This is a genomic window from uncultured Thioclava sp., assembly GCF_913064665.1.
Taxonomy (GTDB): domain Bacteria; phylum Pseudomonadota; class Alphaproteobacteria; order Rhodobacterales; family Rhodobacteraceae; genus Thioclava; species Thioclava arctica.
On record NZ_CAJYBT010000001.1, the window covers coordinates 146,377 to 159,537 of the forward strand.

15 protein-coding genes are annotated in these 13,161 nt (G+C 58.1%); 6 read left to right on the forward strand and 9 right to left on the reverse strand.

From position 1 onward, the window contains the following. Positions 1-5: 5 nt before the first annotated feature. The 3 genes from cydX to QZ571_RS00680 all read left to right on the forward strand — a co-directional run bounded on the left by cydX (position 6) and on the right by QZ571_RS00680 (position 2,056). The gene (cydX, locus tag QZ571_RS00670) at positions 6-125 is read left to right on the forward strand and encodes a cytochrome bd-I oxidase subunit CydX (RefSeq protein WP_295530121.1); all 120 of its coding nucleotides are present in this window, start codon (positions 6-8) and stop codon (positions 123-125) included. Positions 126-371: 246 nt separating this feature from the next. Continuing rightward, positions 372-1,130 (forward strand): electron transfer flavoprotein subunit beta/FixA family protein, encoded by a 759-nt coding sequence (locus QZ571_RS00675; RefSeq protein WP_295530124.1) that lies wholly within the window; start codon positions 372-374, stop codon positions 1,128-1,130. Beyond that, positions 1,130-2,056: an FAD-binding protein gene (locus QZ571_RS00680; protein ID WP_295530128.1), complete on the forward strand. Its 927-nt coding sequence runs from the start codon at positions 1,130-1,132 to the stop codon at positions 2,054-2,056. The genes QZ571_RS00675 and QZ571_RS00680 overlap by 1 nt, the downstream gene beginning before the upstream one ends. Before the next feature lie 80 nt (positions 2,057-2,136). On the opposite strand, the gene QZ571_RS00685 is transcribed toward QZ571_RS00680, so the two are convergent. Continuing rightward, entirely contained in the window at positions 2,137-2,958 is an 822-nt protein-coding gene (locus tag QZ571_RS00685) for a DUF6473 family protein (RefSeq protein WP_295530131.1), read from the reverse strand. Between the two features lie 155 nt (positions 2,959-3,113). On the opposite strand from QZ571_RS00685, the gene QZ571_RS00690 reads away from it, so the two are divergent. Further along, a complete protein-coding gene (locus QZ571_RS00690) occupies positions 3,114-3,989 on the forward strand; it encodes a 3-hydroxybutyryl-CoA dehydrogenase (RefSeq protein ID WP_295530134.1) in 876 nt (291 codons plus the stop codon). 42 nt (positions 3,990-4,031) lie between these two features. Here the strand turns inward: QZ571_RS00690 and QZ571_RS00695 are convergent, their stop codons facing one another. Genes QZ571_RS00695 through QZ571_RS00725 form a run of 7 tightly spaced genes read right to left on the reverse strand, consistent with a single transcriptional unit; the run spans position 4,032 to position 9,396 of the window. Continuing rightward, positions 4,032-4,886: a lysophospholipid acyltransferase family protein gene (locus QZ571_RS00695; RefSeq protein ID WP_295530137.1), complete on the reverse strand. Its 855-nt coding sequence runs from the start codon at positions 4,884-4,886 to the stop codon at positions 4,032-4,034. Positions 4,887-4,913: 27 nt separating this feature from the next. Beyond that, positions 4,914-5,186: an HPr family phosphocarrier protein gene (locus tag QZ571_RS00700; protein ID WP_295530139.1), complete on the reverse strand. Its 273-nt coding sequence runs from the start codon at positions 5,184-5,186 to the stop codon at positions 4,914-4,916. Further along, entirely contained in the window at positions 5,177-5,584 is a 408-nt protein-coding gene (locus tag QZ571_RS00705; RefSeq protein WP_295530142.1) for a PTS fructose transporter subunit IIA, read from the reverse strand. The genes QZ571_RS00700 and QZ571_RS00705 overlap by 10 nt, the downstream gene beginning before the upstream one ends. Continuing rightward, entirely contained in the window at positions 5,581-6,501 is a 921-nt protein-coding gene (gene rapZ, locus QZ571_RS00710) for an RNase adapter RapZ (protein ID WP_295530145.1), read from the reverse strand. Before rapZ ends, QZ571_RS00705 begins: the two co-directional genes overlap by 4 nt. Continuing rightward, on the reverse strand, positions 6,498-6,938 hold the full coding sequence (locus tag QZ571_RS00715; protein WP_295530148.1) for a serine kinase: 441 nt from the start codon (positions 6,936-6,938) through the stop codon (positions 6,498-6,500). Before QZ571_RS00715 ends, rapZ begins: the two co-directional genes overlap by 4 nt. A gap of 4 nt (positions 6,939-6,942) precedes the next feature. Next, a complete protein-coding gene (locus tag QZ571_RS00720) occupies positions 6,943-8,682 on the reverse strand; it encodes a sensor histidine kinase (RefSeq protein ID WP_295530151.1) in 1,740 nt (579 codons plus the stop codon). A gap of 12 nt (positions 8,683-8,694) precedes the next feature. Continuing rightward, positions 8,695-9,396 (reverse strand): response regulator transcription factor, encoded by a 702-nt coding sequence (locus QZ571_RS00725; protein ID WP_295530154.1) that lies wholly within the window; start codon positions 9,394-9,396, stop codon positions 8,695-8,697. A gap of 343 nt (positions 9,397-9,739) precedes the next feature. Between QZ571_RS00725 and QZ571_RS00730 the strand changes: the two genes are divergently transcribed. Both QZ571_RS00730 and QZ571_RS00735 read left to right on the forward strand, forming a co-directional pair. Continuing rightward, positions 9,740-11,338 (forward strand): phosphoenolpyruvate carboxykinase, encoded by a 1,599-nt coding sequence (locus QZ571_RS00730; protein WP_295530157.1) that lies wholly within the window; start codon positions 9,740-9,742, stop codon positions 11,336-11,338. Positions 11,339-11,493: 155 nt separating this feature from the next. Then, positions 11,494-12,399: a hypothetical protein gene (locus QZ571_RS00735; protein ID WP_295530161.1), complete on the forward strand. Its 906-nt coding sequence runs from the start codon at positions 11,494-11,496 to the stop codon at positions 12,397-12,399. 372 nt (positions 12,400-12,771) lie between these two features. On the opposite strand, the gene QZ571_RS00740 is transcribed toward QZ571_RS00735, so the two are convergent. Then, positions 12,772-13,113 carry a hypothetical protein gene (locus QZ571_RS00740; protein WP_295530164.1) on the reverse strand — a complete coding sequence of 114 codons (342 nt, stop codon included), beginning with the start codon at positions 13,111-13,113 and terminating at the stop codon, positions 12,772-12,774. Between the last annotated feature and the right edge of the window lie 48 nt (positions 13,114-13,161).

Sequence of the window (13,161 nt, forward strand, 5' to 3'; positions counted from 1 at the left end):
AAGTTATGTGGTATTTCGCATGGATCCTCGGGCTTCCACTGGCCGCGCTGATTGCGGTGGCCAATGCGATGTGGCTCGAGATGCAGAACGATCGCAAATTCGCGGGTGAATCCGAGACCGACTGATCTTGCCTCACGCGTGTGACAAAACGAAGGCCGCTCCCAACCGGGGCGGCCTTTGCGATTCCCCCCTCAAGGCGACGTTACGGCAGGCCATCCGGCGCGATAGCGCAAACAGTCGTCAAGACGTGACGTCCGACGCCCAAAAGTGACGTTTTACCCCTGTCCCTTGGGCGCTTGCTCTTGTAACAAAATTACCGAACGAACCTGTCCGCCCGCAACAGGCGGACCCATGATTAGGGAGACACGCCGATGAAGGTCCTGGTGCCGGTGAAGCGCGTGATCGACTATAACGTGAAAGCCCGTGTGAAAGCGGATGGCAGCGGTGTCGATCTAGCCAATGTCAAAATGTCGATGAACCCCTTTGACGAGATTGCCGTCGAAGAGGCGATCCGTCTGAAAGAAAAAGGGGCTGTCGAAGAGATCGTCGTGGTCTCGATCGGCGTCAAGCAGGCGCAGGAAACGCTGCGCACGGCGCTGGCGATGGGCGCGGATCGCGCGATCCTTGTCGTGGCTGCCGATGATGTGCACCAAGACATCGAGCCGCTGGCCGTGGCGAAAATCCTCGCCAAGATCGTCGAGGAAGAGGCCCCCAAGATGGTCATCCTTGGCAAGCAAGCGATCGACAATGATATGAACGCGACCGGTCAGATGTTGGCGGCGCTGCTGGGCTGGGGTCAGGCGACCTTCGCCAGCGAAGTCGTGGTCGAGGGCGAGGCGGCGAAAGTTACCCGCGAAATCGACGGCGGCTTGCAGACGATCGAGGTGAAACTGCCCGCGATCGTGACCACCGATTTGCGTCTGAACGAGCCGCGCTATGCCTCGCTGCCCAATATCATGAAGGCCAAGAAAAAGCCGCTCGAAGAAAAAACCGCCGCCGATTACGGCGTCGATGTCACCCCGCGCCTGTCGGTGGTGAAGGTCGCAGAGCCTGCGGGCCGGTCGGCTGGCATCAAGGTGGGCTCGGTCGATGAGTTGGTGGCGAAATTGAAAGAAGCGGGGGTCGTGTGATGGCTGTTCTTCTGATTGCGGAAACCCATGGGGCCGATCTGGCCACTGACGCGACCGCCAAGGCGGTGACCGCCGCCAAGGCGATGGGCGACGTGACCGTTCTGGTCGCAGGCTCGGGCATCTCTGGTGCGGCTGATGCGGCGGCGAAACTGGACGGCGTGGCAAAGGTTCTCAAGGCCGATGATGCGGCTTACGCGCATGGTCTGGCAGAACCGCTGGCCGATCTGATCGTTTCGCTCGCGGGCGATTTCAGCCATATCGTGGCGCCGGCCACGGCGAGCGCCAAGAACGTGATGCCGCGCGTCGCGGCTTTGCTGGACGTGATGGTGATCTCGGATATTTCTGCCGTGGTCGATGCCGATACGTTCGAGCGCCCGATCTATGCTGGCAACGCGATGCAGACGGTGAAATCGTCTGACAAAATCAAGGTCGTAACGGTGCGCACCTCGACCTTTGATGCGGCAGGCGATGGTGGCGCGGCCTCGGTCGCGGATGCGGCGGGTGCAGGTGACAAAGGTCTGTCGTCCTGGGTCGAGGATAAGGTTGCCGAGAGCGATCGTCCGGAACTCACCTCGGCCAAGATCGTCGTGTCGGGTGGTCGTGGCGTTGGCTCGGAAGAGGATTTCCGGATCATCGAAGCGCTGGCTGACAAGCTGGGAGCAGCCGTTGGTGCCTCGCGCGCAGCTGTCGATTCGGGCTTTGCGCCCAATGACTGGCAGGTCGGTCAGACCGGCAAAGTCGTGGCACCCGATCTTTATGTTGCAGTCGGTATTTCGGGCGCGATCCAGCACCTGGCCGGCATGAAAGACAGCAAGATCATCGTCGCAATCAACAAAGACGAAGAAGCGCCGATTTTTCAGGTCGCCGATTTCGGATTGGTTGCCGATCTGTTTGACGCAGTGCCGGAACTGACCAGCAAGCTTTGAGGGCGCAGAGGCGCGGCCTCGGCGAACGCATATTTTCAAAAGGGGCTGGGATTTTCCCGGCCCCTTGTTTTTGCGCGGCGTTACAGCAAGCGGCGCACCACCGGGGCCAACGCCTCGGCGATCTCGGAATGCACCATCGGGCCGGGCAACATTTGCGCTGCGGGCTCTTCCATCGCAGCGAAATGCATCCCCGACGTTCCCGCACTGCGTGCCATAATCGAGGGTTCGACCCGCACCACCTCATCCGCGAAAGGACGCAGTTCGTCGACCATGGCGGCCGTCACCAGCAATGGCTCTGCCCCCAGCGGGTCTTGGTGGCCGCGGGGGCGATATTCGCCCAGCCAAAGCAAGACCTTATGCCCCTCGATGCAATCCAAGAGAGCACGCATGCGCAGCCCCCAAGCAATGCGCAACTCGTCTATCAACGCCTCGAACTTGTCAGGCTCGCGTGTCTTGAGCGCCGTCAGCATGTGGCGCGTAAAATTGAACTCGGTGAAATCGACACCGCGAAAGATCGATCGCATCAGGCTTGAAGCACGCAAAAACCGATCATTGCGGCGCGGATGAACCGCATAAAAGCGGTTCGACATATTCTGTGCGCCCATCAGTTGCACCACGTTCAAACGTGCCGCACGCGAGGCTTCCACGATCTGGGGTTCATTGACGAACACATCCGCACCCGCATTCATATAGCCGAAATTCACAACCGGCAGACCAAGCCGTTCTTCCAAAAGCGTGGGCCAGGGATTGGTCACGAATTTCCCGTAGGTTTCCGTGCCCCCAAGTGCGGCAACATAATCCCCCGTAAGCGAGCGGCACGGGCCGCGAAACAACAGTTTGGACTTCCCGTAGCGGCACGGAAAGTAGTCAAGGGCGCCATCGCCCGCATATTCGAAAGCCATTTATCCCACCTTACATCTATTCGACTCACCCAAAGCCAACTTGCCTTGAAACACTTCACAAACGGTTATTGAGAAAATGCGCGCTATCTCGTTGCGCCCCTTGCACGGGGGCGCTGGCCGCGTATGGTCAAGGCGGTTTCTTGAAAGGGCAGAACATGACGATTGAAACGGTCGGCATCGTAGGGGCGGGACAGATGGGCAACGGGATTGCGCATGTCTTCGCACTGGCAGGCTATGAGGTGCTGCTCAACGATATCAATGCGGATGCTTTGGAAAAGGCGCTGGCGGTGATTGGCAAGAATCTTGATCGTCAGGTGTCACGCGAAAAGATCAGCCAAGCCGATCGTGATGCGGCGATGGCGCGGATCAAGACGACAACAAAGCTGATTGAACTTGGCCCGACCGATCTGGTGATCGAGGCCGCGACCGAACGCGAGACCGTGAAGCAGGCGATTTTCGAAGATCTGCTGCCCCATCTCAAGCCCACGACGATTCTGACGTCGAACACCTCGTCGATCTCGATTACGCGGCTGGCATCGCGCACCGATCGGCCAGAGAAATTCATGGGGTTCCACTTTATGAACCCGGTTCCCGTGATGCAGCTTGTCGAGCTGATCCGAGGCATCGCGACCGATAAAGAAACCTATGAGACCTTGTTGGCTGTCGTTGACAAACTGGGCAAAACGGCCGCCTCGGCCGAAGATTTCCCCGCCTTCATCGTCAATCGCATTTTGATGCCGATGATCAATGAGGCGGTGTATGTGCTGTATGAAGGGGTGGGCAATGTCCGCTCGATTGATGAATCGCTGAAGTTGGGCGCGAACCATCCGATGGGGCCGCTGGAACTGGCCGATTTCATCGGGCTCGACACCTGTCTGGCGATCATGAACGTGCTTCATGACGGGTTGGCCGATACGAAATACCGCCCCTGCCCGCTGCTGACAAAATATGTCGAGGCTGGCTGGCTTGGGCGCAAAACCGGGCGCGGATTTTACGACTATCGCGGCGAGGTGCCGGTACCCACGCGCTAAACGACGGGCAGTCTGCGCTGTCGCTTGCAACGGCGCCTTGGCCTAGAGCCGCAACGTCTCTTCTCGCAGATCGGCAAGGAATTTGCGGGGGTTTCCCAGCGCTTCCCCGATCTCTTCGGCGGTTTTCGCCGGGCCAATCACAGGGTGCTGCGGCTTGTAGAGCGCGCGCTTGATCTCATAGAGCAGCAACCCTTGGCGCACCGTCGCGCTCAGCTTGTTGGCGATCTGATAGGCGCGCGAGTTCTTGCCCGGGAAATGGATCGGCACGACCGAGGCCCCCGAGCGCGCCAGCATTTTGGCAGTGAAGGGGTTCCATTCCTGCTCAATCACTGGGCCGAAAAGCGTTTCGGAATGGGCAACCTGACCGGCGGGGAATAACACGACGACACCGCCACGTTTGAGCTGCGCCATGCAAGCCGCGCGCATCTTGAGACTGTCCTCGCGGGCGTTTTGCTCATGCGGGAAGGGCACTGGCAGCATGTATTGCTCAATTTCCGGAATGCCGGTCAAAAGCGAGCGCGTCAGGATCAGATAATCATCGCGCACCTGCCCGATCAAATAGGCAAGCACCATGCCATCCACCAAGCCGTGGGGGTGATTGGCAACCACAACCAGCGGCCCCTCTTTCGGGATATTGGCGATCTGTTCGGGCGGCGTCGTCACCTTGATCCCCATGATATCAAGCGCTTGTGGCCAAAAATCATGCCCGGTTGGGGCGCCGCGTTTTTCAAATTTCCGGATCAGATACAGCAAATACGCCTTGGCGGTCATCCATTCGAGAAACCGGATCGTTCCCACTTTGAACGGATTGGTAAACGTCCCGGCATAAGACAGCCGGCGCTTGTCATAGACCTTGGTTTGCGCTTGATCTGCGGTGAATTTGACCTGCTCATCCACGATATGGACCTCTCGGTTCCGAGCGGGTTACATGCCTTCGCCGAACTTGTCCTCAACCAGCGCCTGCAGCGCATTGGCGAGTTTTTCGGCTTCGGCCCCGCGTGTCGTGACCTCAATACTGGTTCCGCGAGAGGCTGCCAACATCAAAAGTCCCATGATCGAGTCGCCCGAAACGCTTTGGCCATCCTTCATCACCAGTGCCGAGGCGTCATGGGCCTCAACAACTTCAACAAATCGCGCCGAGGCACGGGCATGCAAACCCTTTTCATTCACAATTTCTAAGCGACGGGTCACGGACATTTGGCCCGCGCCTCTCGCAAATTGTAACTATTGATATATTTCCGGCCCGCATCCAGCGCGGCTTCAACTGCGGCATGTACGTTTAAACTGCGCGATTTCGCCAATTTGATAAGAAGGGGCAGATTGGCACCGTAGATGATTTCACGGCCATTCTGTTCGCACGCCAGCAGCGACAAGTTTGACGGTGATCCCCCAAACATATCAGTCACCACGACAACCCCCTCGCCCAAGTCAACGGCATCGGCGGCATCGCGAATTTCTGCCTGTTTTCGGGCGCGATCATGATCGTCCTCAATGGTGATCGCGCGGATGCCATCTTGCGGCCCCACGACATGTTCAACCGCCGCGAGATACTCCCGCGCAAGCCCCCCATGTGCCACGATCACGATCCCGATCACGCACGCTCTCCTGTCTTCGATCCTGCCCCGTCGGGCGCTTTACGTTCCAATTCTCTGTGACGCTTAGACACTTGCCAACCAGCTTCCGCAAGCGCTTTGGCAACGCTTTGCGTCATTGCAACCGAGCGATGTTGCCCGCCTGTGCACCCAAATCCGATAGACAGATGTGCCTTGCCTTCGGCGACAAAGGCCGGAAGGAGAAACAAAAGCAAATCCATCACCTTAGAGTGGAATTCTTGGTAGCGCGGATCACTGGCGACATAGGCGGCGACCGCAGGATCGCGCCCATCAAGGGGGCGCAGCGCGGGCTCCCAATGCGGATTGACGAGAAATCGGCAATCAAACAACAAATCCAGCCCGCGCGGTACACCACGTTTGTAGCTGAAAGAATGCACCGAAACGGCCAGTTTCTCGATCTTGCCAGTATCAAAGAAACGCCCCAACTCGGCGCGCAGATCGTGTGGACTCATCTCTGAGCTGTCGATCAGTACGTCGGCGCGCACCTTGATCGGCGCGAGAATGTCGATTTCTTGCGCAATCCCCGATCCAGGCGGCTCATCGGGGGACAGCGGATGGCGACGGCGGGTCTCGGAATAGCGCCGCTCCAAAACGTCCGGGCGCGCATCAAGATATAATAGCTCAAGCGTCAAATTGGGGTCGCGCGTCAATGTGTCGATCAACTCGATCAGCGCCGAGGCCGAAAAATCCCGTCCGCGCACATCAACACCCAAGGCAACCGGGTGGCCAATGTGACCCGAAAAAAGCCTTGGGATCAGGCTGAGCGGCAGGTTGACGATTGGCTCATAGCCCAAATCCTCGAGCGCGCCGATCGCCGTGGTGCGCCCAGCCCCAGACGGGCCAGTTACCAGTACGACGCGCTGGCCAGCCTGCTGTGTCGCCGGGTCTGATCGGGTCATGCCCATCGGCCGCCTTTCAGCCATTGCAAGATTGCTACGTCAAAATGGCCATGTTGCACGCGCAGCACAAGAGGCAGTTCGACCCCAAGCACCCTGTCTTTTCGATGGTTTGGAAGGCGTTCGGTCTCAATCTCATCCAGATTGACGCATAAAATGATGCGGGCCTGTTCCAATGTCTCGGCACGCAACAGACCCACCGCGCGCGCCTCAATCCGGCCTGCGATCTGAGGCGGTGCGCTGGCGATCAAATGCCCGTCTTCAACGCTCAGATCGACGCGATCATCTGCGACAAGATGCGCCCCAAACGCCATGAGGCGGAGAGCGAGGAGGGATTTACCTGATCCAGAGGGGCCCGTGATCAGAACGCCGCGTTCTGCATCCAGGGCGACTACGCTGGCATGGATGTTGGTACGCGCGATCGACGTGGCACCCTCCACCACATCAGACCGGGAGACCGACGACGAAGCGTGCCCCCAATGGGTCAGACGTCAGGTCGGCATCGGTCGGGCGAATATTTTCGGCCCAGATAACGCCGCCATGCGCCTCTACGATCTGTTTGGAGATCGCCAGACCCAACCCCGAGTGATCGCCAAACTGGCCCACCGGACGTTCCGAGTAAAAGCGCTTGAAGACCTTGGTCAGCGCCTCTTGCGGGATGCCGGGGCCGGTATCCTCGACCACGACCAGAACGCGATTATCGCGCCGACGTGCCCAGACCCGCACCGCATCGCCATCCTCACAGAACGAGGTCGCATTGGTAATCAAATTGACGAACACCTGCGCCAAGCGTGCCTCAAGACCGGAAATCTGGATTGGCTGCGCGGGAAGGTCGATGATGAAATCAACACCTTTCTTGCGCGCCTCTTGGCCCAAATATTCCGCCAGATTGCTGACCATTTTGACGAGGTCGAACGATTCTTCTTCCTCTTTCACCAGCTCGCTATCAAGGCGCGATGCGTTTGAAATATCGCTTACCAGACGATCGAGGCGGCGCACGTCATGCTCAATCACATCAAGCAGCTTGATACGCTGCTCTTCCTTTTTGACCATCCGCAAAGAGGCTACGGCAGAGCGCAGACTGGCGAGCGGATTCTTGATTTCATGACTCACATCGGCGGCGAATTGTTCGTTCGCATCAATCCGGTCATAGAGCGCCGCCACCATGCCGCGCATCGCGCCGGACAGCCGCCCAATCTCATCCGGGCGCCCGGTCAGATCCGGGATGCGCACCCGTGCCGGAGACATCTTGCGCGCATTTTTCTCACGCCCGATTTCGGCAGCGGCAGCAAGATCAGAGATCGGATTGGCAATCGTCGACGCCAGCACAAGGCTGAGCCCGATCGACACGATGATCGCGATCACGAACATCTGGATCACCTGCTCGCGCTCGACGCTGACCAAAGCGTCGATCTGCCCGGCAATCGAAGTCAGCCCGACAACGCCTACGACCCGATCCCCTTGCCGAATGGGCGTTGCGACAGCAAAGATCGTCGCCCCTGCCGCGTTTTTCTGCGAGGAAATTTGCGTGCGTCCATTCAGAGCGGCGGGCACAATCTGGCGCACCATGTCCAACGCCGTATCGCCAGTGTCGGTGCCCGGGCGGCTAATCACATTTGAGATGCCGTTCCAGATCCGGCTTAGAAAATCCGTTAAAAGCGTTGTGCGCCGGTCCATTTGCAGGCCGTCGACATGCTCGACCGGGGCACGATCACCGGTCGTGGTTGTGCCAATCAGCGCCTCGCCGGGATCAAACAGGTAAAGGTCAGCGCCATCGGGAAGCTCGATCCCCGCGATGGTCGCAGCTGGATCGATGCCATCGCCCGCGGCCAGATTGACCGGCGCGCCTTTGGGCAGTTGCGCCTCAAACACATCGGCGGCGAGCTGCGCCTCATTCACCAAGCCGCTTTCACGCTGCATCACCAGCGTGTCGCGGAATGGGTTCAAATACAGCACACCTACGACCAGAACGATCATCGCAAGCAGGTTGAAGGTGATGATCTTGCGCGCCAAAGGCGAGCGGTTCAAAGCGATAAAACCGCGCCGGGCGCGGCCCTTGCGCAGATCTTCGTCAACCACACCTTCCGGGCCAACCCAATCTTCGCCAAGGATCACATCCCCGCCCAAAGACCTAGACTTGGTGCTGCGTGCGCGTCCCAACCCAATTCTCCCCGCGATGCTCATACGCGCCTCACGTCATTCTTCATTATAGCGATAGCCGATGCCATAGAGCGTCTCGATGGCCGAAAACTCACCATCAGCAGAGCGCATTTTCTTGCGCAAACGCTTGATATGGCTGTCAATTGTTCGGTCATCGACATAGACTTGATCGTCATAAGCCACGTCCATCAATTGATCGCGCGACTTCACGAACCCGGGCCGTTGCGCGAGTGCCTGAAGCAACAAGAACTCAGTCACCGTCAAGGTAACATCATTGCCTTTCCAAGTCACAGCATGACGCAACGGATCCATTTCCAACCCGCCACGCACCATGACCTTGGTCTCTTCGGTGGTTGCGACTTCGCCAGTGCTGATCGCATCCTGACGGCGCAGAAGTGAGCGGATCCGTTCGACCAAAAGGCGTTGCGAGAATGGCTTTTTAACGTAGTCATCCGCGCCCATGCGCAGACCCAAAACCTCGTCGATCTCATCATCTTTCGAGGTCAGAAAAATCACCGGCATCGCGGTCTTCTGGCGCAGCTTTTGCAAAAGCTCCATCCCGTCCATCCGCGGCATTTTGATATCCAGTACAGCCATATCCGGTAGGCGTTTGTTAAACGCGTCGAATGCGGCCTGACCGTCATTATAAGTCTCGACCTCGTATCCCTCGGCCTCAAGTGTCATCGACACCGAAGTCAGAATATTGCGATCATCGTCGACCAGAGCGATCCTTGACATGCCCGTTCCCTCATTGCTGCTCTTTTGTTATTGGCCACATCATCTGCATTTGACGGACGCAAATCAACCAAGATGTGCGAATCACACCCGTTTCCCGAATCATCTGAGTCGAAAAAACCGAAGGTTTGACTAATTTACCTCACCTTGAGGCGACATTTTGCGATGGTGGCGCTAAACCTGCAAATGGTTGCGCTAACTGCGCCAATGCTTCCTGTTCCATCATGAAATTGTCATGCTATAGGCGAGCCATCCGGGTAACATTGTTGCTTGGATCGGCACCCCGAGGCCCCGGGATGCCGGGAGGAACCCAATGAACGCCGCACGACGGCATGGGGAGCGAAAAATGGACATCGGACGTGTAAACCCGGCGAAACGCCTTGAAGATCAAGGAATCGAAGGTCTGGGAAATGTCTATTATAACTTGCTGGAACCAGCCCTGATCGAAGAAGCGATCAAGCGCGACGAAGGCACATTGGGCAAAGGCGGGGCGTTTTACTGCACCACCGGCGCTCATACCGGGCGCTCGCCCAAAGACAAATTCGTCGTACGCACGCCCGGCGTGGAAGATACGATCTGGTGGGAAAACAACCAGCCGATGGAGCCCGAGGCGTTTGATCGTCTCCATGCCGACATGCTTGCCCATCTTAAGGGTCGCGACATGTTCGTTGAGGACCTGTATGGCGGGGCCGATCCTGCGCATCGCCTTGATGTGCGCCTTGTCGCCGAACTGGCTTGGCACGGTCTGTTCATGCGCACGATGCTGCGCCGCCCCGAGCGCGCCGAGCTGGACGGGTTCAGCCCCGAGTGGACGATCATCAACTGCCCCAGCTTCAAGGCCGATCCTGCACGTCATGGCTGCCGCTCGGAAACGGTGATTGCGCTCAATTTCGATCAGAAGATCATCTTGATCGGTAACACCGCCTACGCGGGTGAGAACAAAAAGGGCGTCTTCTCGCTGCTCAACTACATCCTACCCGGCAAGGGTGTGATGGCGATGCATTGCTCGGCCAACCACGCAATTGGCGATCCCGACGATGCGGCTGTGTTCTTTGGCCTGTCGGGCACCGGCAAAACCACGCTGTCGGCTGATCCCTCGCGCATCCTGATTGGCGATGACGAACATGGCTGGTCCGAAAAAGGCATCTTCAACTTTGAGGGTGGCTGCTATGCCAAGACGATCAATCTGAGCAAAGAGGCCGAGCCCGAAATCTACGCCACCTGTTCGATGTTTGGCACCGTGGTTGAAAACATGGTCTATGACGCTGAAACGCTGGAGCTGGACTTCGAGGACAACTCGCTGACCGACAACATGCGCTGCGCCTATCCACTGCACTACATTTCGAACGCGTCGCCGACGTCTTTGGGTGGTGAGCCGAAAAACGTCATCATGCTGACCTGTGATGCCTATGGCGTGCTGCCTCCGATCGCGCGGCTGACCCCGGCGCAGGCGATGTATCATTTCCTGTCGGGCTTTACCTCGAAGACGCCAGGCACCGAAGTGGGCGTGACCGAGCCGCTGCCGACCTTCTCGACCTGTTTTGGCGCGCCCTTCATGCCGCGCCGCCCTGAGGTATACGGCAAACTGCTGCAAGAGAAGATCCACAATACGGGTGCGTCGTGCTGGTTGGTTAACACTGGCTGGACCGGTGGTGCGTTTGGCACCGGGTCGCGGATGCCTATCCGGGCAACCCGCGCGCTGCTGACGGCGGCCCTTGATGGTTCGCTGCATGACGTCGAGTTCCGCAAAGACGTGAATTTCGGGTTTGACGTTCCTGTCGCGGTCAACGGTGTGTCTGATGTGCTGCTCGATCCGCGCCGCACTTGGGATGACGGAGCCGCTTATGACGCACAAGCCGCAAAGCTGGTGCAGATGTTTGCCGACAACTTTGCGCAATATGTGCCCTATATCGACGAAGACGTGAAAGCCGCCGCAATCGGCTGACACAAAGGCGGGCGTATAAAAAAGGCCGGGCAAAACGCCTGAGGCATTTTGCACTGTAGGACATAGCCCTATCCAACCTGTCGGCCTTCGGGTCGGCAGGTTTTTGATTTTCGGCCATATTTCCGGCTGATTTTACTGATTTAGAGGATACTCCTGTGGGAAGCTCGACCTTCCCGCGCGAAGGAGCCATTTTGCTCTTTGATGTCCTGTGCAGCCAAAACGGCCAATATCGGGGGCAGTGCAAGACTTTGACCCAGCAGACAAAAGGATCAAACGCGTTGCAGAGCCTCAAAAACCTAACGCTTGCACAATATTGCCCCGCAGTGCCGGGAAAAACATACTTGAACTGCTACGGGGACACTGACTTCGGCGCGATGCGCATGCTGGGTCGGTTCACAATGATTATGCTATGTGGGCTTCTGGCCGGCTTCCCGGTGATCGCGCAACCCCCGCAGACGGTAGAGCTTTCGACGCGAACCTTTTGGCTCGGCGAAGCGCCCAATACGATGAGCGTAGACCCGCCCTTCTTCGCGCCGCGGCGGGTTCAGTGGATCGAAAAGATCATAGAAGCAGACCCAGTGCTCAAGGACACAGTCATCCATGTCGAACTCGCTTTGCTTCCAGCGTCGAAGAATGCGGAGGCAATCAATATGTATTACGCACCCCTCCGCCGCGATAGACTTGACCCGCGCTACGACCTGCCGGGCTACCTTATCTTTGGCTCTCCTGTCTCGGTCGCTGATCCGACAAGACTCCCCAACAGGCTGCACTATATTCCCCAATCGCCCGACGCCGGATTCGACGTTACTTGCAGCGTCGATAACCTGCGCGAAAAGATGAGGCTCTGTATCGTTTACGCGACCTATCCGCCAGACGATGGCATCCGCCTCAAGGCGCGGCTCTATTTTCCGAAAGACCCTGCCACGCGGCCCGGCTATTTCCGCGAGGTGGCCGAGCGGATGCGCGATCTGGTCTACTGCCTAGATGTGACTGATGACCTGGTCGATGTGCAGAAGGCGCGCCCTTCGTTGACTGGATGCCGGCCTGACGTCAATTCGTAAGGATGTCTGGTAATCCGCTGAATGAAGCAGTGGAAGAAGTGGCCCCGGACGGAGATCACAGGGCGCATAGAGGTGGCTGGTGCCGAAGCATGTGATGGCTTCACCGTCAGCTCCCTGCCGCGCAGCGCGACCAATCTGCTCTGCCCGCGGCGCAGCAACTTGGCGTCAAAGTGAAAAAGACGCGACTTTGCTGCGAGCAGATGGCGAGAAAACTCGAGGTCACATTTGGGCTCTGAGCAGGGTTCAGACCCTGACGATGGCAACCGCTAAAATAGCATGGGTGACGATGAAAATCGCCGTCCATGCCCTCAGTGAGGGCTGCCTCACAAAACGCCCCGGCGTTTTCCCATTTCAGATCAGATCCGAGCGCGATCAGTCGACTTTGACGCCGACGCGGCTGGCCTGAAAAATCTTGATTTCAGTGCCGGGCTTCACCGCGGTCGCAAGCACTTGGCGCCCTTCGATTTGACCGCCGCAACGCTGGCTGTTCAGCGCGCCAACACCACCATCGGAATAGACGACCAGCTTTGAGTCCGGCAGGAGCGCTTCGATGTCTTTGAAGCTTGGCGCAGGGCCGTTGCAATCGCCGCCGATATAGCTGGCAAGCACTTTGCTTTCGCCGAGTTTGAGTTTCTCAACATGACCGGCCTGCGCAATCGCAGGCACGCCAAGCAATGACAGGGCACAGACACCCCAAGAGATGGTGCGTTTCATGTTCGCTCCTAAAATATCGTAACTCCCTGCGTGGGCACATGGCGTGAC

Coding starts and splice junctions, on each gene's coding strand:
- QZ571_RS00675 (WP_295530124.1), top strand. CDS start 372: ATGAAGGTCCTGGTGCCGGTGAAGCGCGTGATCGACTATAACGTGAAA.
- cydX (WP_295530121.1), top strand. CDS start 6: ATGTGGTATTTCGCATGGATCCTCGGGCTTCCACTGGCCGCGCTGATT.
- QZ571_RS00680 (WP_295530128.1), top strand. CDS start 1,130: ATGGCTGTTCTTCTGATTGCGGAAACCCATGGGGCCGATCTGGCCACT.
- QZ571_RS00740 (WP_295530164.1), bottom strand. CDS start 13,113: ATGAAACGCACCATCTCTTGGGGTGTCTGTGCCCTGTCATTGCTTGGC.
- QZ571_RS00725 (WP_295530154.1), bottom strand. CDS start 9,396: ATGTCAAGGATCGCTCTGGTCGACGATGATCGCAATATTCTGACTTCG.
- rapZ (WP_295530145.1), bottom strand. CDS start 6,501: ATGACCCGATCAGACCCGGCGACACAGCAGGCTGGCCAGCGCGTCGTA.
- QZ571_RS00700 (WP_295530139.1), bottom strand. CDS start 5,186: ATGTCCGTGACCCGTCGCTTAGAAATTGTGAATGAAAAGGGTTTGCAT.
- QZ571_RS00690 (WP_295530134.1), top strand. CDS start 3,114: ATGACGATTGAAACGGTCGGCATCGTAGGGGCGGGACAGATGGGCAAC.
- QZ571_RS00720 (WP_295530151.1), bottom strand. CDS start 8,682: ATGAGCATCGCGGGGAGAATTGGGTTGGGACGCGCACGCAGCACCAAG.
- QZ571_RS00730 (WP_295530157.1), top strand. CDS start 9,740: ATGGACATCGGACGTGTAAACCCGGCGAAACGCCTTGAAGATCAAGGA.
- QZ571_RS00685 (WP_295530131.1), bottom strand. CDS start 2,958: ATGGCTTTCGAATATGCGGGCGATGGCGCCCTTGACTACTTTCCGTGC.